Below are 17192 nucleotides of genomic sequence, written 5' to 3' on the forward strand. Positions count from 1 at the left end.
GAGCTCGGTGGTCTCCCTGGCCAACGTCATTGTCCAGGCCAACATCAATTCCTTTGATTCCGCTGCCATGGCGGGCTGTGGCGCCTACAGCCGTATCGAAGGCTTTGCTTTCCTGCCGGTGACCTGCTTCGCGTTGGCCCTGTCCACCTTTATCAGCCAGAACCTGGGCGCCCACCGCTTCGACCGGGTGCGGGCAGGTATGAAGTTCGGCCTGGTGTGCAGCCCCATTTTGGCAGAGGCCATCGGCGGGATCATCTTCCTGGCCTCCCCGCTGCTGGTGGCCGCCTTCAACAGCGAGCCGGAGGTGGTGGCCTTTGGTGTGGCCTACGCCCGTACGGTGTCCCTGTTCTACTGCCTGCTGTCCTTCTCCCACTGCTGCGCCGGCATCCTGCGGGGCATGGGGCGGCCCATCGTACCCATGGCCATTATGCTGACGGTGTGGTGCGCCCTGCGTATCACCTACATCACCCTTACCGTGCGGGTCATCCCCGACATCCGGGTGGTCTATTGGGCCTATCCCCTCACCTGGTCCATCAGCTCGGTGCTCTTCGCCCTCTGCCTGCGGCAGCTGCTGCGGCATATGCCCCACGGCGAGCTGCAAAGCGCGCCCATGTGACCGGACAGGGGGAAAACACAGTGAGAGTGGAGAAAACTCCGGCGGTATTTGTACACAATTCCCGTTGCAATCACGGGAAAAAGAGGGTATAATGACTCCAACCTAGAAAAGTGAGGCGTACAGGCATGACCAGACGTTCCCTCACAACTGCATCCTTCCTGTTTTCCTTTGGCTGGGCTCGATTTATGGGCACCGGCTTTTTTGGCATGGGAAAATAGCAGGATGGAGTAAATGGGTGGGCCCTATGGGGCCTGATATTACCTTGTAACACAGACAGGGCGCTCATTGATTTCATCAATGAGCGCCTATTTTTGTCACTGGAAAGGAAGCGTGTCATATGGTAGTCGTCATGAAGCCCGGTACCCGGCAGGAGGATATTCAACATCTGGCAGATAAACTGAAGCAGCTGGGCCTGGAAGTGGGCATTACCAACGGCGTGGGCTGCACCATTCTGGGCCTGGTGGGTGATACCACCGCCGTGGATATGGACAAGATTTCCATCAACCCCAACGTGGAGCGGGTCATGCGGGTGCAGGAGCCCTACAAGAAGGCCAACCGCAAGTTCCACCCCGAGGACACGGTGGTCACCGTGGGCAATGCCAAGATCGGCGGCGGCAACTTCTCCGTCATTGCCGGCCCCTGCTCGGTGGAGAGCGAGGAGCAGATCTGCGCCGTAGCCGAGGACGTGAAGCGCTCCGGCGCGGCCATGCTCCGGGGCGGCGCCTTCAAGCCCCGCACCTCCCCCTACTCCTTCCAGGGCATGGGTGCTCCCGGCCTGGATCTGCTGGTGGAGGCCCGGGCCAAGACCGGTCTGCCCATCGTCACCGAGATCATGGACCCCCGGATGGCCGACCTCTTTGAGCGGGAGGTGGACGTGGTCCAGGTGGGCGCCCGCAATATGCAGAACTTTGAGCTGCTTAAGGAAGTGGGCAAGATGAGCAAGCCCATCCTGCTCAAGCGGGGCCTGTCCAACACCTACGAGGAGTGGATTATGTCCGCCGAGTACATCATGGCCGAGGGCAACGAGAACGTGATCCTGTGCGAGCGGGGGGTGCGCACCTTTGAGACCTACACCCGCAACACTCTGGACGTGTCCGCCATCCCCGCCGTCAAGCAGATGAGCCACCTGCCCGTCATCGTGGACCCCTCCCACGCCGCCGGAATGTACTGGATGGTGGAGCCCCTGGCCCTGGCGGCCGTGGCGGCTGGCGCCGACGGCCTCATCATCGAGGTACACAACGATCCCGCCCACGCCAAGTGTGACGGCCAGCAGTCCCTCACCCCCCAGAAGTTCGACGCCCTCATGCACAAGGTGGGTATGCTGGTTGACCTGGTGGAGAAAAAGTTGGTAAAATAAAAAGAAATGACGCAGGGGCGGCCAGAAAGATTGCTCCTACGGTATTATGGAAAGGACGAAGTGCCCATGAAGACCCTCACCGTTGCCCTGCCGGGGCGGGAATATGATATCCTGATCCAGCGGGGCCTGCTGGACCAGGCGGGAGCATACTGCCGGAAGGCCCTGCCCCGGGCGGGCAGGCTCTTTGTGGTCACCGACTCCAACGTGGCCCCCCTCTATGCCCCCCGGCTGGAAGCAAGCCTCACCGCCGCCGGGTTTTCTGTGACGATCCATGTTGTGCCCGCCGGAGAGGCCTCCAAGTGTGCCGGTCAGCTGGCCGGCCTGTGGGAGGCCATGATGGCCGCCGGGCTCACCCGTACCGATGCCGTGGTGGCTCTGGGCGGCGGCGTGGTGGGGGACCTGGCGGGCTTTGCCGCAGCTACTATCCTGCGTGGGGTGGACTTTGTCCAGATCCCCACCACCCTGCTTGCCCAGGTGGACTCCTCTGTGGGAGGCAAGGTGGCCATCGACCTGGAGGCGGGCAAGAATCTGGCCGGTGCCTTCTGGCAGCCCAAGCTGGTGCTGATGGACCCGGATACCCTGGATACCCTGCCCGACGCCACTTTTGCCGACGGTATGGCAGAGGTCATCAAGTACGGCTGTATCCTGGACGGGACCTTCTTTGATTTCCTGGCCCACCGGCCCAGCCGAAAGGAAATTATGGCGGAAATCGAACACGTTCTGTATACCTGCTGCAATTTAAAACGAATTGTTGTGGAAGAGGACGAGCGGGACACGGGAAAACGGATGCTGCTCAACTTCGGCCACACCCTGGGTCACGCCTATGAGAAGGCGGGCCACTATGAAACATGGACCCACGGTCAGGCGGTGGCCGCCGGTATGGTGAAGGCCGCCGGACTGGGGGAGCGGCTGGGGATTACTCCGGCGGGGACGGCGGACAGGATTGCCGCCGTTCTCACCGCTCTGGATCTGCCGGTGGAGATCTCTTGTACGGCGGAGGAGTATGCCGCCGCCATTGGTCTGGACAAGAAGGGGGCGGGGGCGGACATCAGCGTGATCCTGCTGGAAGAGATGGGCCGGGCCATCCCCCATAAAATGCCCAAAGCCGCACTGCTGGAGGAACTGAAATGAATGTGACCATTACGCCGGCGGTCCTGAAAGGGACGGTGACGCCGCCCCCGTCCAAGAGCCAGGCCCATCGGCTCATCATTGCCGCCGCTCTGTCCGACGGCTTCTGCAAGCTATCCAACGTGGACCTGTCGGAGGATATCCAGGCCACCCTGCGGTGTATGCGCACCCTGGACGCCGACGCCTCCGCCGACGGTACTATCATCCGGGGGGCCGACCTGGTGGACGGCCATGAGGAGCCCGCCCCCGAGGTGATGGACTGCGGGGAGAGCGGCTCCACCCTCCGCTTTCTCATTCCGGTGGCTCTGGCCCTCAAGGGGGGCGGCAAGTTCACCGGCCACGGGCGGCTGATGGAGCGGCCTCAGGACCCCTACTTCGCCCTCTTCCGGGAGAAGGGCATCTTCTATGAGCAGAAGGACGGGGTGCTGACGGTGCGGGGCAAGCTGGCCCCCGGCGTCTACACCCTGCCGGGCAACGTGTCCTCCCAGTTTATTACCGGCCTGCTGTACGCCCTGCCCCTGCTGGAGGGGGACAGCGAAATCGTACTCACCACCGGCCTGGAGAGCCGGGGCTATGTGGACATGACCCTGGACGCCCTGGAACGGTTTGGAGTAAAGGCGGAATACGACGGCAAGCGCACCTTCCGTGTGCCGGGAAATCAGTATTACCAGCATCAGAATCTGGCCATTGAGGCCGACTGGTCCAACGCCGCCTTCTGGTACGGAGCTAAATTCCTGGGCTGCCCGGTGGAGATCGGCGGGCTGGATCAGGCCTCCGTTCAGGGGGACCGGGCCATTGCCGGATTTTATGACCAGCTGCAGGGGATCGGCAGCCTGGACCTGGATGTAAGCCAGTGCCCCGATCTGGTGCCCCCTCTGGCCGCCATGGCCGCCCTGCGATCGGGGGAGACCACCCGCATTGTCAATGCCGGGCGGCTGCGGATCAAGGAGAGCGACCGGCTGGCTACCGTGACCGAAGTGCTCAACGCCCTGGGGGCCCAGGTGGAGGAATATGAGGACCATCTGGTGATCCATGGAAAGGAGAAGCTGGCTGGAGGCGTTACCGTCTCCGGCCACAACGACCACCGTATTGCCATGATGGCGGCCATTGCCGCCATCCGGTGCGAAGCGCCGGTGACCATCACTGGTGCGGAGTGCGTCAAGAAGTCCTATCCACGGTTCTGGGAGGATTACCGCAGATTGGGAGGAGAACTGATATGCGACATATGATCTTCGGGGAGTCCCACGGCCCTGCCATCGGCGTGGTGCTGGAGGGGGTACCTGCCGGGCTGGAGCTGGATCTGGAACAGGTGCAGAAGGAACTGGACCGTCGCAAGCCGGGCCAGGACCCCACTGCAACTGCCCGGAAGGAGAGCGACCTGGTGGAGGTGCTCTCCGGGGTGTTTGAGGGCAAGACCACCGGGGCCCCTCTGGCTATGGTGATCCGCAACTCCGACCAGCACTCCAAGGACTATGAATCCATCCGGTACACCCCCCGGCCCAGCCACGGGGATTACGCCGGATTCATCAAGAGCAGAGGCTGTCTGGACTATCGGGGAGGCGGCCACTTTTCCGGCCGCCTCACCGCCCCGCTGGTGGCCGCCGGCGCGGTAGCCAAGCAGGTGCTGGCGGGCCGGGGTGTTCAGGTGGGTGCCCACATCAGCTCCATCTACGGCATCTGCGACGCCGCCCTGGAGGACCCGGAGGAACTGAAAGCTGTGGCGGCCAAATCCTTCCCGGTACTGAATGACAGCAAGGGAGAGGAGATGCGCCAGGCCATTCTGGAGGCCAAGGAGGAGCAGGACAGCGTGGGCGGCGCCATTGAGTGCGTCGTCACCGGCCTGCCCGCCGGACTGGGCGCCCCCGACTTCGGCTGCAATGTGGAGGGTATCTTCTCCCAGTACCTCTTCGCTGTACCCGCGGTGAAGGGCATTGAGTTCGGGGCCGGCGTGGCCTTCTCCCTCATGCGGGGCAGCGAGGCCAACGACCCCTTTGCCGTGGAGGACGGCAAGGTGGTCACCAAGACCAACCACGCCGGGGGCATCAATGGCGGCATCACCAACGGGATGCCGGTGACCTTTGAGGTCACCATCCGGCCCACTCCTTCCATCTCTCTGCCGCAGGAGAGCGTGGACCTGCGGACCGGGGAGGTGACGGAAATTGAGATCCACGGCCGCCATGATCCCTGCATCGTCCCCCGGGCGGTGCCGGTGATCGAGGCGGCGGCTGCCCTGGCGGCCTGCGCTGTATTGGGCATCTGATAAGGAGCGATGGATATGACGGAACTGGAGCAATATCGGCAGGAGATCGACCGCATCGACGGGGAACTGGTCAAACTCTTTCTGGAGCGGATGGCCGTCACCGGCAAGGTGGGGGAATACAAGCAGCGGGAGGGCATCCCGGTGCTGGACGCCAGCCGGGAGAAGCAGGTCATTGCCGCCAAGACGGCCCTGACCGACGATCCCGCCCGGAAGGCGGATCTGGCGGCGCTCTATGAGAGCATCATGGCCATCTCCCGCCGCCAGCAGCGCCATCTGGTGAAGGAGGGGGCGGAGGACCCGGGCTACGCCGCCTATCTGGCCGACCTGGCCAGAGTGCGTCAGCCGGTGGCCAATCCCCGGGTGGCCTACCAGGGGGAGCCGGGCTGCTACAGCGAGGAGGCCACCGTGGGTTTCTTCGGCGGGGACGTGAACAGCGTGGGCAAGCCCTGGTTCAACGATGTGTTCGCTGCGCTGGAGAGTGGTGAGGTGGATTACGCCATGCTACCGGTGGAGAACTCCTCCACCGGGTCTATCCGGCAGGTATACGACCTGATGGCCCAGTACCGCTATTACATTGTGGGAGAGTGGCAGGTGCCGGTGGAGCACTGCCTGGCAGCACTGCCGGGCGTGGAACTGTCCCAGATTACAACCGTCTATTCCCATGAGCAGGGGCTGATGCAGAGCGAGAAGTATCTGGATGCCCATCGGGACTGGAAGCGGGTGCCCACCCTGGACACCGCCGGTTCTGCCAAGCTGGTGGCGGAGAAGGGAGACCACACCGCTGCCGCCATCTGCTCCAAGCGGGCTGCCCAGTTGTACGGCCTCAACATCCTGGCTGAACGGGTCAACCACAATACCATGAACCATACCCGGTTTGCGGTGGTGTCCCCGGTGCCTGAACTGCGGCCGGAGCGCAATAAGATCAGCGCCGTGTTCCGTCTGCCCCACCAAAGCGGCTCCCTCCATGAGATCCTTACCATCTTTGCAGTCCAGGGGCTCAACCTGCTGAAGATCGAGTCCCGGCCCATCCCCGGGCGGGGTTTTGAGTACCTCTTCTTCCTGGATTTCACCGGCGACCTCACCGCCCCCGGCATGGACGGGGTGCTCCACGAGCTGAGCCAGCTGGCCACCGAGGTGCGCATTCTGGGCAACTACAAAGCCTGGGAGGAACAGGCATGAGGGACAACGTGGTGCTCATCGGCATGATGGGCTGCGGCAAGTCCACGGTGGGCAGGTTGCTGGCCAAGGAACTGGGCTTCACCTTCGTGGATACCGACCAATATATTGAGGAGGCCTTGGGCCGGTCCATCCCCGACATCTTTGCCAAGGAGGGAGAGGCCTTCTTCCGGGACTGGGAGTTGGGCGCGGCGGAGGAACTGGCCCAGCGGAAGAGTCAGGTCATTGCCTGCGGCGGCGGCCTGCCCACCCGGGCGGATTCCATTGCTTCCCTGAAAGAGAGTGGTACGGTGATTTTCCTACGGCGGGACCCGGGGGAGATCTACGACAATGTGTCTATGGGTGGCCGCCCCCTGGGCCAGCAGGGGAGAGAGGCCTTCCTGGAGCGGTACGCCGGACGGGAGCCCATCTACCTGGAGTGGGCGGACCATGTGGTGGATGTCCAGGCCACCCCGGCGGAGACCGTCCAGCGGATTTTGGAGGTGCTGAAATGAAATTTCTCGTCATCAACGGACCCAACCTGAACCTGCTGGGCAAGCGGGAGCCGGGTATTTATGGGGAGAACACCTATGAGAGCCTGTGCAAGCGGCTGGAGGAGTTTGCCGCCGCCCACGGTTCCACCGCCAGCTGCTTCCAGTCCAACCACGAGGGGGCCATCATTGACGCCATCCACGCCGCAGACGGGGTGTATGACGCCATCGTCATGAATCCGGGGGCCTTTACCCACTACTCCTACGCCATTCTGGACGCCCTGAAGGCGGTGGATGTGCCCTGCATCGAGGTCCATATCTCCAACGTCCACCAGCGGGAGGAGTTCCGGCACAAGAGTGTCACCGCCCCCGCCTGTGTGGGTCAGATCTGCGGCCTGGGGCTGTATGGCTACGAGGCAGCAATGGGTTACTTTCTCGCCAGAGAGATGTAACCGAAGAGAGCTTCCATAAATGAGCAAGGAGAGATTATGAAACATCCTTCCGTTCCCCTGCCCCGCATCGGAATGCGGGTCATCAAGACCGCTGTGGCGGTGATGGTGTCCTATGCGCTGTTCCTTCCCTTTGGCCTCACCTATCGGGAGGAGCTGGGAGGTATTTTGGGGCAGATGGGGCCTCTGTATGCCTGTATTGCCTGCATCATCTGCACCCAGAGCACCCTGGGTCAGACCTTCCGCCAGGGTATTTCCCGCCTCATCGGCGTCATTGTGGGCGGCGCCCTGGGTACCGCCACCCTGCTGCTGGGACCGGCCCTGGAGCATTTCTGGCTCAAGACCATCATTCTTGGTGTGGTATGTGTGGCAGGGGTTTGGTTGTGTCTGCTCATCAAGCGGCCCACCGCCTGCGGCATGGCCTGCATCCTGCCCTGTGTCATTCTCATCACCGGCGTCACCGGTGTGACCCGGTATTACTACGCCGCTGCCCGCATGATTGAGACCATTGTGGGATTGCTGGTGGCCCTGGCAATCAACGCCGCCCTCCCCGACCACCGGCCGGAGGGCGAACGGGGAGAGATGGATATGAATGTGGAACTGAAAAACACCACCCGCAAGCTGTGCGTCATCGGGGACCCGGTGGCCCACTCCAAGTCCCCTCTGATCCAGAATACCATGCTCAAGGCTCTGGGTCTGGACTATGTGTATCTGTGTCAGCCGGTGCCCCGGGGACAGTGCAGGGAATGGCTGGAGTGTGCCAAATTTGCCGGGTACGCCGGATTCAACGCCACCATGCCCCACAAGGAGGAACTGGTGCCCCTGCTGGATGAGCTGGACGAGGACGCCAGGCTTATCGGAGCGGTGAACACCGTCTGTATCCGGGAGGGCAAAACCTACGGCTATAACACCGATGGCGAGGGCTTCCTCCGGGCACTGGCCGACGAGGGCATCGACCCGGCGGGTAAAAAGGTGACGGTACTGGGGGCGGGAGGCGCCGCCAAGGCAGTATGTCTCAAGCTGGCCCAGGCCGGGGCGGGGGTCATCGTGTGCAACCGTACCCTCGACAAGGCTCAGGCCATCTGTGACCACGACCCGGAGCACCTTCATCCGGCGGGCTTTTCCCAGGATGAACTGGCCCGGGCGGCGGAGGAGTGCGACCTGCTGGTGAATTGCACCTCCCTGGGAATGGCGGACACCGCCGGACAGTTTGCCGACTTCTCCTTCCTGGATCATTTGAAGCCCGGCGTGCCGGTGGTGGATCTGATCTACATTCCCGCTGAAACCGAATTGCTCCGCCAGGCCAAAAAGCGGGGCCACAAGGCCATTAACGGGCTGGGCCTGCTGGTCAACCAGGCGGTGCTGGCTCTGGAGCACTTTACCCAGACCGAAATTGACGCCGCCGAGATGAAAAAGCGGATTGCCGAAGTGCTATAAGATAACGTAGAAAGGAGCCCCCGACGTTCCAATGGACGTCGGGGACTCCTTTTTTATTGCTCGTCGGGACCAAAGAGTTGGGAGATGGGCACCCCCAGCACCTGGGACAGGCCGTACAGCTCGATGTCGGTGACCGTACGCTGCCGGTCCTCAATCCGGGAGACCGAGCCCCGGCAGACATAGATCGCCATGGTTTCCAGCTTATCGGACAGGGCCTGCTGGCTCATGCCCCGCTTGATGCGCAGGGCCCGCACCTGCTCGCCCACCAGGTTTTTGGCAGTCCCGTCAATGATCCTGGCCATGAGAATACACCTCCTTTTGTCTTGACATAGGACAACCCCAACGTTATACTGAAAATCGTCCTGAGTTGTCCTATCATAGGACAAAACTGAAAAATGTAAGGTCAGGAGGGGGCGAAGACGATGGAACGGCGTTTGACGGCAGGGGCCGGCCTTTTGACCCGGATCATGCTGGCGTTGACTCTGGCTCTGCTGGTCGGCGGGCTGGTGCTGGGGGTGGAGCAGAATGGGGAGACCTGGAAGGCCCTGGCGCTGGCAGTTCCCGTCCTGATAGCGGGCTGGAAGGGGTTGCCGCTGCTGTGCCGTTGGCTGGAGCAACTGGGGGCGGTCAGGATCTGGCTGGTACTTACCCTGCTCTGCCTGGCGGTCAAAGGGGCCTGGGTGCTCCTGGTACGGGTAACCCCATCCGGGGATTACGCCACCTTCTGGGGCTATGCCAATGCCCTGGCCCAGCAGCCGGTACTGGAGGGCGGGCGGTATATGGCCCTCTTTCCCCATATCTTCGGCTACTCCTCCTTCCTCAGCTGATTTATCCGCCTGCTGGGGCCGGGGGAACTGCTGGCCCAGATGCTCAATGTGGTCCTCACCGCTGTCTCCGGCAGTTTTCTTTTCCTGTTGGGGCGGCGGTGGTGGGGACCGCCTGCCGGGATTTCCGCCTATCTGTTGTGGATCGCCTGCCCCTCCCAGACCATTTATAATAGTCTGGTTCTGTCCGAGCCCCTCTATACCACTCTGATGCTGGGAGCCCTGGTGCTGCTGACGGCAGGGGAAGGGAGACGGCCCATCCTGCGGGGGGTGGCAGCGGGGCTGGTGCTGCGGTGGTTCAACGGGGTGCGTCCCATTGCGGCGGTGGTGATCATTGCTCTACTGAGCTGGCGCCTGGTGCTGAAGCCGGAGGAATGGCTGCTGGAAGAATCCCGGCGGTACTGGCTGGGGCTGCTGGCCGCCCTGCTGGCGGTCTATGCCGTCACCGGCCTGCTGTGGCAGGCCAATTTGACCCGCCGCATTGGGGAGGAGCCCTCCACCACACCGGGCTACAGTGTTCTGGTGGGATTCAACCAAGATTCCGGCGGGGCATGGAACCAGGAGGACAGCCAGCTGCTCTTTTCCCTCGGCGATGCGCCGGGGGCCACCGCCCAGCAGGCTCAGGAGGGAGCGCTGGAGGCTGCCAAAGACCGCATCACCTCCGGGAAGGTGGCCTTGCTGCCTCTGCTGCGGGATAAACTGAGGGCTTTTCTGGGCTCTGACCACGCCTGCGTGGGCTATGTGGGCAGCGTGGTGCGGCATACCAAGCTGTTTGCCCTGGCCTGCAACGGATTCTATTATGCAGCCATGGTACTGGCGGGAGGTGCCCTGGTCCGGCTGTGGCGAAACCGGGAGCGCTTCGCTGTGGTTTTGCTGCCCCTGTATGTGCTGGGGCTGACCTGCGCCCAGATGCTGGTGGAGGTGGCGGGGCGGTACCACTATTCCCTGATTCCCGTGCTTTTGCTGCTGGGACAGGCGGCCCTTTTCCTGCCTGCTCCGGCAGAGACAAAAATTTTTCAAAAAAACCGGGAAAGCTCTTGACAGGGAATTGGTTTTAGAGTATCATAATCAAGCGCCTGTTTGGGGCGCAGTCTGCGATGATGCGGGAGATTGCTCAGCAATGAGGTAACTTCCGCGGAGTATGTCCGAGCTAGAATCGGGCGGCTGAGGGATCTGTACACGGCGTATATCGCCATGTATGGGTAAAACCGGCCTGCTTGTGCCGGTTTTCTTCATGTCACGGAGTGATACGCACGGAAACGTGTACTGAAATCTCTCACCGTACGAAGCGAGGAAAGACACCGCGCTTTGGCCCCGTGGACCCGGCAAAAGCGCACCACTTCGTATGTTTAAGGAGGAACAAACACCATGGCAGCTCAGAAAGAAATGATCCGCATCCGTCTGAAGGCCTACGATCATCAGCTCATCGACCAGAGCGCTGAGAAGATCGTTGAGACCGCCAAGCGCACCGGCGCTTCCGTGTCCGGGCCCATCCCCCTGCCCACCAAGAAGGAAGTCGTCACCATCCTGCGCGCCGTCCATAAGTACAAGGACTCCCGCGAGCAGTTCGAGCGCCGCACTCACAAGCGCCTGATCGACATCCTCAAGCCCTCTCCCAAGACCGTCGAGGCCCTGATGAGCCTGGAGCTCCCCGCCGGTGTGGAGATCGAGATCAAGCTGTAAGAGACAGCGATCCATTCCTTTGTTTGTACCGCAGTCCGCCGCGTTTTGAGGCGGACGGGTCAAGTTGGCCGAGCAATACCAGTCCAATGGGTAACTCGCCCAACCAATAACCTTATTAAGGAGGAAAACACATGGAAAAGGCCATTATCGGCAAGAAGGTCGGCATGACGCAGATCTTCGACGAAGCCGGCAAGGTCATCCCGGTCACCGTCATCGAGGCGGGCCCCTGCACCGTGGTGCAGAAGAAGACCGAGGAGAAGGACGGCTACAACGCCGTTCAGCTGGGCTACGGCGACGTAGCTGAGAAGAAGCTCACCAAGCCTGAGCTGGGTCACCTGAAGAAGGCTGGCGACGCTCGCAAGAGCACCCTGAAGGAGTTCAAGCTGGACAACTGCGACGCCCTCAACGTGGGCGACGAGGTCAAGGTTGACGTGTTCGCCGAGGGCGACCGCGTGGACGTGACCGGCATCAGCAAGGGCCACGGCTATCAGGGCGTTATCAAGCGTCACGGCGCTCACCGCCTGAAGGAATCCCACGGTACCGGCCCTGTGCACCGTCACGCCGGCTCCATGGGCTCCAGCACCGATCCCTCCCGTATCTTCAAGGGTAAGATCGGCGCCGGCCAGATGGGTAACGAGCAGGTTACTGTTCTGAACCTGGACGTCATCAAGGTTGACTCCGAGCTGGGCATCATCGCTGTCCGCGGCGCCATCCCCGGCCCCAAGGGCGGCATCGTGTACCTGCGCAACTCCGTGATCAACGTCAAGGAGAAGGGCGCCGCTGCCAACGCCAGCGTCAACCCGCAGAAGGCTTCCGCCCGCGTCAATCCCCAGAAGGCTTCCGCCCGTAACAAGTAAGAAAGGAGAGAACTCAAATGCCTAAGGCAATTCTTGTGAACATGGCCGGCAACCAGGTCGGCGAAGTGGAGCTCTCCGAAGCTGTGTTCGGGATCGAGCCCAATCAGACCGTTGTCCACGAGGTGGTTAAGAACCACCTGGCCAACTGCCGTCAGGGCACCCAGTCCGCTCTGACCCGCGCCGAGGTTTCCGGCGGCGGCATCAAGCCCTGGCGCCAGAAGGGCACCGGCCGTGCCCGTCAGGGTTCCACCCGCGCTCCCCAGTGGACTCACGGTGGTATCGTCTTTGCTCCCAAGCCCCGCGACTACAGCTACGTGCTGAACAAGAAGGTCAAGCGTCTGGCTCTGAAGTCCGCTCTGTCCGCCAAGGCCGCCTCCGGCGACATCGTGGTTGTGGACAGCCTGACCATGGACTCCATCAAGACCAAGGCCATGCAGGGCTTTCTGAGCACTGTGGGCGCCAAGAAGGCCGTCATCGTGACCCCCGAGGTCAACGAGACCGTCATCAAGTCCGCCCGCAACATCCCCGGCGTGGTGACCACCACCGCCAAGATCCTCAGCGTGTACGACATCGTGAACGCTGGCAAGTTTATCGTAGATAAGGCCGCTCTGGCCGTCATCGAGGAGGTGTTTGCGTAATGGCTACCACCGCTTATGATATCATCAAGCGCCCCATCATCACCGAGCAGTCCATGGCCGAGACCGAGGCCAAGAAGTACACCTTCGAGGTGGCCAAGAGCGCGAACAAGATCGAGATCGCCAAGGCCGTCGAGGAGATCTTCGGCGTGAAGGTCGCCAAGGTCAACACCCTGAATATGCAGGGTAAGGCCAAGCGCACCGGCCGCTTCCCCGCTGGCCGCCGCGCCAACTGGAAGAAGGCTATGGTTACCCTGACCGAGGACTCCAAGACCATCGAGTTCTTCGAGGGCATGGTGTAAGGAGGATAAGGAACAATGGCTATCAAAACTTATAAGCCCACTACGCCCTCCCGCCGCCACATGACCGTGAGCGCCTTCGAGGGCATCGACAAGAAGGCCAAGCCCGAGCGCAGCCTGCTGGAGAACCTGAAGAAGAATGCCGGCCGCAACAGCTACGGCCGCATCACCGTCCGCCATCGCGGCGGCGGTAACAAGAAGAAGTACCGCATCATCGACTTCAAGCGCGACAAGGAAGGCACCGCTACTGTCATCAACCTGCAGTACGATCCCAACCGTTCCGCCAACATCGCCCTCATCCAGTATGAGGACGGCGAGAAGCGCTATATCCTGGCTCCTGTGGGCCTGAAGTCCGGCCACATCATCATGACCGGTCCCGAGGCCGACATCCTGCCCGGCAACTGCCTGCCCATCGCCAACATCCCCGTGGGCGAAATGATCCACTGCATCGAGCTCTACCCCGGCAAGGGCGCCCAGCTGGTCCGCGCCGCTGGCGAGGCCGCTCAGCTGATGGCCAAGGAGAACGGCATGGCTCAGGTTCGTCTGCCCTCCGGCGAGGTGCGTTATATCCGCGAGAACTGCAAGGCCACCATCGGCCAGGTCGGCAACACCGACTGGGCCAACATCCAGATCGGTAAGGCCGGCCGTAAGCGTCACATGGGTTGGCGTCCCACCGTGCGTGGTTCCGTCATGAACCCCAATGACCACCCCCACGGCGGCGGCGAGGGCAAGAGCCCTGTCGGTCGTCCCGGCCCTGTTACCCCCTGGGGCAAGCCTGCTATGGGTTACAAGACCCGCAAGCTGAAGAACCGCACCGAGAAGTTCATCGTCAAGCACCGCAACGCGAAGTAAGGGAGGCAGTAAAAGATGAGCAGAAGTATCAAGAAGGGCCCCTTTTGCGCTCCCGAGCTGCTGAAGCGGGTCGACGAAATGAATCAGACCGGCGAGAAGAAGGTTCTGAAGACCTGGAGCCGCGCCTCCACCATCTTCCCCTCCTTCGTCGGACACACCTTTGCCGTGCACGACGGCCGCAAGCACGTTCCCGTCTATGTGACCGAGGATATGGTTGGCCACAAGCTGGGCGAGTTCGCCCCCACCCGTACCTTCCGCGGCCACGCCGGCGCCAAGTCTGGTAAGTAAGGAGGAGAGAGAATATGGAAGCTAAAGCACATCTGAGATATACCCGTATCTCTCCCCGTAAGGTCCAGATCGTCTGTGACCTGATCCGCGGCAAGAGTGTAGCCCAGGCCACCGCCATCCTGATGGCCACCCCCAAGGCTGCCTCCGAGCTGCTGCTCAAGCTCCTCAAGAGCGCCGCTGCCAACGCGGAGAACAACCATCAGATGGACCCCGAGAAGCTGTATGTTTCCCAGGTGTTCGCCTGCCCCGGCCCCATCATCAAGCGGATGCGTCCCCGGGCTCAGGGCCGCGCCTATCGGATCAACAAGCGCACTTCTCACATCACCATCTGCGTGGCTGAGCGCTAAGGGAGGAGGAAGAATATGGGACAGAAAGTGAATCCCCACGGCCTGCGCGTGGGTGTCATTAAGGATTGGGACTCCCGCTGGTATGCCCGCAACGAGAAGGTGGGCGACCTGCTGGTGGAGGACAAGAAGATCCGGGACTACCTGAAGAAGACCCTGTATTCCGCCGGTATCCCCAAGATCGAGATCGAGCGCGACAACGCCAAGGTGCGCATCTATCTGCACTGCGCCCGTCCCGGTGTGGTCATCGGTAAGGGCGGCGAGGCCATCGAGGCCCTGCGCCTGAAGGTGGAGAAGATGATCGGCAAGAGCGTGGCCCTCAACATTGTTGAGGTCAAGAGCCCCGACATGGACGCTCAGCTGGTGGCCGAGAACATCGCTCAGCAGCTGGAGAAGCGCATCGGCTTCCGCCGCGCCATGAAGAACGCCATGGGCCGCGCTATGCGCATCGGCGCCCGCGGCATCAAGACTCAGGTGTCCGGCCGTCTGGGCGGCGCTGAGATCGCCCGCACCGAGCACTATCACGACGGCACCATCCCCCTGCAGACTCTGCGCGCCGACATCGACTACGGCTTCGCTGAGGCTGCCACCACCTACGGCCGCATCGGCGTGAAGGTGTGGATCTACAAGGGCGAGGTGCTCACTCAGACCCTGCGCACCACCCCCCGCACCCTGGACACCAAGAACTTCAAGGAGCGTTCCGACCGTCCCCGCCGCGACCGCCGCGACGGTGACCGTAAGGGCGGCTTCAACCGCAACGGTGGCTTCAACCGCAACGGCGGCAACCGCCAGGGTGGTTTCAATAACAACCGTCCCCAGGGCGGTGCCCGTCCTCAGGGCGGCGCTCGTCCTGCCGCTGCCAAGGAAGGAGGCGCTCAGTAATGCTGCTGCCTAAGCGCGTTAAGTATCGCCGCGTGCACCGCGGCCGCCTGAAGGGCAAGGCCCTGAAGGGCAACACCGTGACCTATGGTGAGTTCGGTCTGCAGGCCACTGAGCCCAGCTGGATCACCAGCAACCAGATCGAGGCCGCCCGTATCGCCATGACCCGTTACACCAAGCGTGGCGGTAAGGTTTGGATCAAGATCTTCCCCGATAAGCCCATCACTGAGAAGCCCGCTGAGACCCGCATGGGTTCCGGTAAGGGTTCCCCCGAGTACTGGGTGGCCGTGGTGAAGCCCGGCCGTGTTATGTTCGAGATCGCCGGCGTCTCCGAGGAGATCGCCCGCGAGGCCCTGCGTCTCGCTTCCCACAAGCTGCCTGTCAAGTGCAAGATCGTGGCGAAAGAGACCGCCGAGACCGAGAATGGTGGTGAATGAAGATGAAGGCTACTGAAATCCGTAAGATGAGCGCCGAGGAGCTGACCAGCAAGCTGGGCGACCTGAAGAAGGATCTCTTCCAGCTCCGTCTTCAGCACGCCACCAATCAGCTGGACAACCCGGTGAAGATCGCTGAGGTCAAGCGGGATATCGCCCGCGTCAAGACCATCATCCGTGAGCTCGAGCTCGCAGGCCGATAAGAAGGAGGAACTAGATCATGGAAAACAGAACTTCTTCCCGCAAGACCAGAGTCGGCCTGGTGGTTTCCGATAAGATGGACAAGACCGTGGTGGTGGCCATCGCCGACCGTGTGGCCCACCCCCTGTACAAGAAGATCGTCAAGAGCACTTACAAGCTGAAGGCCCACGACGAGAACAACGAGTGTGGCATCGGCGACCGCGTGCGGGTCATGGAGACCCGGCCCCTGTCCAAGGACAAGCGCTGGCGCGTCGTCGAGATCATCGAGAAGGCGAAGTAAGGAGGTGCCGGTATGATTCAGCAGGAAACTTATCTGAAGGTGGCCGACAACACCGGCGCCAAGGAAATTAAGACCATCCGCGTGCTGGGCGGCTCCAGCCGCAAGTTTGGCAACATCGGCGACGTGATCGTGGCTTCCGTCCGCAAGGCTCAGCCCGGCGGCACCGTGAAGAAGGGCGAGGTCGTGAAGGCCGTTATCGTCCGTTCCGCTAAGGGCGTCCGCCGCGCCGACGGCAGCTACGTCCGCTTTGACGAGAACGCCGCCGTCCTCATCAAGGACGACAAGAATCCCCGCGGTACCCGTATCTTTGGGCCCGTGGCCCGCGAGCTGCGCGACAAGGATTATATGAAGATCCTGTCCCTGGCTCCCGAAGTGCTGTAAGGGGGTAGGAGAAGACATGAATAAGATGAGCATTCGTAAGGACGATACCGTCATCGTCCTGTCCGGTAAGGACAAGGGCAAGCAGGGCAAGGTCCTGGAGGTCATGCCCAAGGAGGGCAAGGTCGTCGTCGAGAAGATCAACGTGGTCTCCCGTCACACCAAGCCCCGCAAGCAGGGCGAGCAGGGCGGCATCATCAAGAAGGAAGCCCCCATCTACGCCTGCAAGGTGCAGCGCGTCTGCCCCAAGTGCAACAAGCCCACCCGGCCCGCTCACAAGCTGCTGGCCGACGGCAAGAAGGTCCGCATCTGCAAGAAGTGCGGCGCCGAGATCTGAGAGAGGAG

Annotated in this window: 25 protein-coding genes; 24 read left to right on the forward strand and 1 reads right to left on the reverse strand. The window is 62.0% G+C overall.

The genetic code is table 11. The annotated features are described in order from the left end of the window. The 9 genes from B5F94_RS06645 to aroE form a co-directional block, all read left to right on the forward strand. Positions 1 to 616, forward strand: a 616-nt coding sequence (locus tag B5F94_RS06645; RefSeq protein WP_242965616.1) for an MATE family efflux transporter, incomplete at its 5' end; no start/stop codon positions are given. A gap of 337 nt (positions 617 to 953) precedes the next feature. Beyond that, positions 954 to 1973: a 3-deoxy-7-phosphoheptulonate synthase gene (gene aroF, locus B5F94_RS06650; protein ID WP_087187771.1), complete on the forward strand. Its 1020-nt coding sequence runs from the start codon at positions 954 to 956 to the stop codon at positions 1971 to 1973. 66 nt (positions 1974 to 2039) lie between these two features. Further along, positions 2040 to 3104, forward strand: a complete 1065-nt coding sequence (gene aroB / locus B5F94_RS06655) for a 3-dehydroquinate synthase (protein ID WP_087328880.1) — start codon at positions 2040 to 2042, stop codon at positions 3102 to 3104. Next, positions 3101 to 4330 (forward strand): 3-phosphoshikimate 1-carboxyvinyltransferase, encoded by a 1230-nt coding sequence (locus tag B5F94_RS06660; RefSeq protein WP_087328882.1) that lies wholly within the window; start codon positions 3101 to 3103, stop codon positions 4328 to 4330. Before aroB ends, B5F94_RS06660 begins: the two co-directional genes overlap by 4 nt. After that, complete coding sequence (gene aroC, locus B5F94_RS06665; RefSeq protein ID WP_343212799.1) at positions 4327 to 5361, forward strand: chorismate synthase; 1035 nt, start codon at positions 4327 to 4329, stop codon at positions 5359 to 5361. Before B5F94_RS06660 ends, aroC begins: the two co-directional genes overlap by 4 nt. 15 nt (positions 5362 to 5376) lie before the next feature. Next, complete coding sequence (locus B5F94_RS06670) at positions 5377 to 6540, forward strand: bifunctional chorismate mutase/prephenate dehydratase (protein ID WP_087328885.1); 1164 nt, start codon at positions 5377 to 5379, stop codon at positions 6538 to 6540. Then, positions 6537 to 7031: a shikimate kinase gene (locus B5F94_RS06675; protein ID WP_087328887.1), complete on the forward strand. Its 495-nt coding sequence runs from the start codon at positions 6537 to 6539 to the stop codon at positions 7029 to 7031. Before B5F94_RS06670 ends, B5F94_RS06675 begins: the two co-directional genes overlap by 4 nt. Then, positions 7028 to 7459 (forward strand): type II 3-dehydroquinate dehydratase, encoded by a 432-nt coding sequence (aroQ, locus tag B5F94_RS06680; RefSeq protein WP_087328889.1) that lies wholly within the window; start codon positions 7028 to 7030, stop codon positions 7457 to 7459. Before B5F94_RS06675 ends, aroQ begins: the two co-directional genes overlap by 4 nt. Positions 7460 to 7495: 36 nt before the next feature. Further along, a complete protein-coding gene (gene aroE / locus B5F94_RS06685) occupies positions 7496 to 8893 on the forward strand; it encodes a shikimate dehydrogenase (protein WP_087328891.1) in 1398 nt (465 codons plus the stop codon). Between the two features lie 53 nt (positions 8894 to 8946). Here aroE and B5F94_RS06690 read toward each other — a convergent pair whose 3' ends face one another. Continuing rightward, a complete protein-coding gene (locus tag B5F94_RS06690) occupies positions 8947 to 9195 on the reverse strand; it encodes a helix-turn-helix domain-containing protein (RefSeq protein WP_087187779.1) in 249 nt (82 codons plus the stop codon). A gap of 120 nt (positions 9196 to 9315) precedes the next feature. On the opposite strand from B5F94_RS06690, the gene B5F94_RS06695 reads away from it, so the two are divergent. From B5F94_RS06695 to rplX, 15 genes are all read left to right on the forward strand, one after another. Then, positions 9316 to 9720 (forward strand): hypothetical protein, encoded by a 405-nt coding sequence (locus B5F94_RS06695; RefSeq protein WP_087328893.1) that lies wholly within the window; start codon positions 9316 to 9318, stop codon positions 9718 to 9720. A 39-nt stretch (positions 9721 to 9759) separates the two neighbouring features. After that, a complete protein-coding gene (locus B5F94_RS06700) occupies positions 9760 to 10758 on the forward strand; it encodes a hypothetical protein (RefSeq protein ID WP_087328895.1) in 999 nt (332 codons plus the stop codon). A 327-nt stretch (positions 10759 to 11085) separates the two neighbouring features. After that, positions 11086 to 11400, forward strand: a complete 315-nt coding sequence (gene rpsJ, locus B5F94_RS06705) for a 30S ribosomal protein S10 (protein ID WP_006573401.1) — start codon at positions 11086 to 11088, stop codon at positions 11398 to 11400. Between the two features lie 131 nt (positions 11401 to 11531). Further along, a complete protein-coding gene (gene rplC / locus B5F94_RS06710; RefSeq protein ID WP_087187781.1) occupies positions 11532 to 12257 on the forward strand; it encodes a 50S ribosomal protein L3 in 726 nt (241 codons plus the stop codon). A 17-nt stretch (positions 12258 to 12274) separates the two neighbouring features. Beyond that, positions 12275 to 12895: a 50S ribosomal protein L4 gene (rplD, locus tag B5F94_RS06715; RefSeq protein WP_087187782.1), complete on the forward strand. Its 621-nt coding sequence runs from the start codon at positions 12275 to 12277 to the stop codon at positions 12893 to 12895. Beyond that, entirely contained in the window at positions 12895 to 13194 is a 300-nt protein-coding gene (gene rplW, locus B5F94_RS06720; RefSeq protein ID WP_087187783.1) for a 50S ribosomal protein L23, read from the forward strand. The genes rplD and rplW overlap by 1 nt, the downstream gene beginning before the upstream one ends. Before the next feature lie 15 nt (positions 13195 to 13209). Next, a complete protein-coding gene (rplB, locus tag B5F94_RS06725; RefSeq protein WP_087328897.1) occupies positions 13210 to 14043 on the forward strand; it encodes a 50S ribosomal protein L2 in 834 nt (277 codons plus the stop codon). 15 nt (positions 14044 to 14058) lie between these two features. Next, complete coding sequence (gene rpsS, locus B5F94_RS06730; RefSeq protein ID WP_087187785.1) at positions 14059 to 14331, forward strand: 30S ribosomal protein S19; 273 nt, start codon at positions 14059 to 14061, stop codon at positions 14329 to 14331. A 14-nt stretch (positions 14332 to 14345) separates the two neighbouring features. Continuing rightward, entirely contained in the window at positions 14346 to 14678 is a 333-nt protein-coding gene (gene rplV, locus B5F94_RS06735; RefSeq protein WP_087269173.1) for a 50S ribosomal protein L22, read from the forward strand. Between the two features lie 15 nt (positions 14679 to 14693). Then, the gene (rpsC, locus tag B5F94_RS06740) at positions 14694 to 15557 is read left to right on the forward strand and encodes a 30S ribosomal protein S3 (protein ID WP_087328899.1); all 864 of its coding nucleotides are present in this window, start codon (positions 14694 to 14696) and stop codon (positions 15555 to 15557) included. Then, a complete protein-coding gene (gene rplP / locus B5F94_RS06745) occupies positions 15557 to 15991 on the forward strand; it encodes a 50S ribosomal protein L16 (RefSeq protein WP_087187788.1) in 435 nt (144 codons plus the stop codon). The genes rpsC and rplP overlap by 1 nt, the downstream gene beginning before the upstream one ends. A 2-nt stretch (positions 15992 to 15993) precedes the next feature. Continuing rightward, the gene (rpmC, locus tag B5F94_RS06750) at positions 15994 to 16191 is read left to right on the forward strand and encodes a 50S ribosomal protein L29 (protein WP_204220740.1); all 198 of its coding nucleotides are present in this window, start codon (positions 15994 to 15996) and stop codon (positions 16189 to 16191) included. Positions 16192 to 16208: 17 nt separating this feature from the next. Then, positions 16209 to 16469: a 30S ribosomal protein S17 gene (rpsQ, locus tag B5F94_RS06755; protein WP_050617190.1), complete on the forward strand. Its 261-nt coding sequence runs from the start codon at positions 16209 to 16211 to the stop codon at positions 16467 to 16469. Between the two features lie 12 nt (positions 16470 to 16481). Then, positions 16482 to 16850 (forward strand): 50S ribosomal protein L14, encoded by a 369-nt coding sequence (gene rplN / locus B5F94_RS06760; protein WP_087187790.1) that lies wholly within the window; start codon positions 16482 to 16484, stop codon positions 16848 to 16850. 16 nt (positions 16851 to 16866) lie between these two features. Further along, on the forward strand, positions 16867 to 17184 hold the full coding sequence (gene rplX, locus B5F94_RS06765) for a 50S ribosomal protein L24 (protein ID WP_087187791.1): 318 nt from the start codon (positions 16867 to 16869) through the stop codon (positions 17182 to 17184). Positions 17185 to 17192 lie beyond the last annotated feature (8 nt).

Source organism: Flavonifractor sp. An4 (assembly GCF_002161755.1).
In the GTDB taxonomy this organism is placed as follows: Bacteria; Bacillota; Clostridia; order Oscillospirales; family Oscillospiraceae; genus Flavonifractor; species Flavonifractor avicola.

Coding starts and splice junctions, on each gene's coding strand:
- aroF (WP_087187771.1), top strand. CDS start 954: ATGGTAGTCGTCATGAAGCCCGGTACCCGGCAGGAGGATATTCAACAT.
- aroB (WP_087328880.1), top strand. CDS start 2,040: ATGAAGACCCTCACCGTTGCCCTGCCGGGGCGGGAATATGATATCCTG.
- B5F94_RS06660 (WP_087328882.1), top strand. CDS start 3,101: ATGAATGTGACCATTACGCCGGCGGTCCTGAAAGGGACGGTGACGCCG.
- aroC (WP_343212799.1), top strand. CDS start 4,327: ATGATCTTCGGGGAGTCCCACGGCCCTGCCATCGGCGTGGTGCTGGAG.
- B5F94_RS06670 (WP_087328885.1), top strand. CDS start 5,377: ATGACGGAACTGGAGCAATATCGGCAGGAGATCGACCGCATCGACGGG.
- B5F94_RS06675 (WP_087328887.1), top strand. CDS start 6,537: ATGAGGGACAACGTGGTGCTCATCGGCATGATGGGCTGCGGCAAGTCC.
- aroQ (WP_087328889.1), top strand. CDS start 7,028: ATGAAATTTCTCGTCATCAACGGACCCAACCTGAACCTGCTGGGCAAG.
- aroE (WP_087328891.1), top strand. CDS start 7,496: ATGAAACATCCTTCCGTTCCCCTGCCCCGCATCGGAATGCGGGTCATC.
- B5F94_RS06690 (WP_087187779.1), bottom strand. CDS start 9,195: ATGGCCAGGATCATTGACGGGACTGCCAAAAACCTGGTGGGCGAGCAG.
- B5F94_RS06695 (WP_087328893.1), top strand. CDS start 9,316: ATGGAACGGCGTTTGACGGCAGGGGCCGGCCTTTTGACCCGGATCATG.
- B5F94_RS06700 (WP_087328895.1), top strand. CDS start 9,760: ATGCTCAATGTGGTCCTCACCGCTGTCTCCGGCAGTTTTCTTTTCCTG.
- rpsJ (WP_006573401.1), top strand. CDS start 11,086: ATGGCAGCTCAGAAAGAAATGATCCGCATCCGTCTGAAGGCCTACGAT.
- rplC (WP_087187781.1), top strand. CDS start 11,532: ATGGAAAAGGCCATTATCGGCAAGAAGGTCGGCATGACGCAGATCTTC.
- rplD (WP_087187782.1), top strand. CDS start 12,275: ATGCCTAAGGCAATTCTTGTGAACATGGCCGGCAACCAGGTCGGCGAA.
- rplW (WP_087187783.1), top strand. CDS start 12,895: ATGGCTACCACCGCTTATGATATCATCAAGCGCCCCATCATCACCGAG.
- rplB (WP_087328897.1), top strand. CDS start 13,210: ATGGCTATCAAAACTTATAAGCCCACTACGCCCTCCCGCCGCCACATG.
- rpsS (WP_087187785.1), top strand. CDS start 14,059: ATGAGCAGAAGTATCAAGAAGGGCCCCTTTTGCGCTCCCGAGCTGCTG.
- rplV (WP_087269173.1), top strand. CDS start 14,346: ATGGAAGCTAAAGCACATCTGAGATATACCCGTATCTCTCCCCGTAAG.
- rpsC (WP_087328899.1), top strand. CDS start 14,694: ATGGGACAGAAAGTGAATCCCCACGGCCTGCGCGTGGGTGTCATTAAG.
- rplP (WP_087187788.1), top strand. CDS start 15,557: ATGCTGCTGCCTAAGCGCGTTAAGTATCGCCGCGTGCACCGCGGCCGC.
- rpmC (WP_204220740.1), top strand. CDS start 15,994: ATGAAGGCTACTGAAATCCGTAAGATGAGCGCCGAGGAGCTGACCAGC.
- rpsQ (WP_050617190.1), top strand. CDS start 16,209: ATGGAAAACAGAACTTCTTCCCGCAAGACCAGAGTCGGCCTGGTGGTT.
- rplN (WP_087187790.1), top strand. CDS start 16,482: ATGATTCAGCAGGAAACTTATCTGAAGGTGGCCGACAACACCGGCGCC.
- rplX (WP_087187791.1), top strand. CDS start 16,867: ATGAATAAGATGAGCATTCGTAAGGACGATACCGTCATCGTCCTGTCC.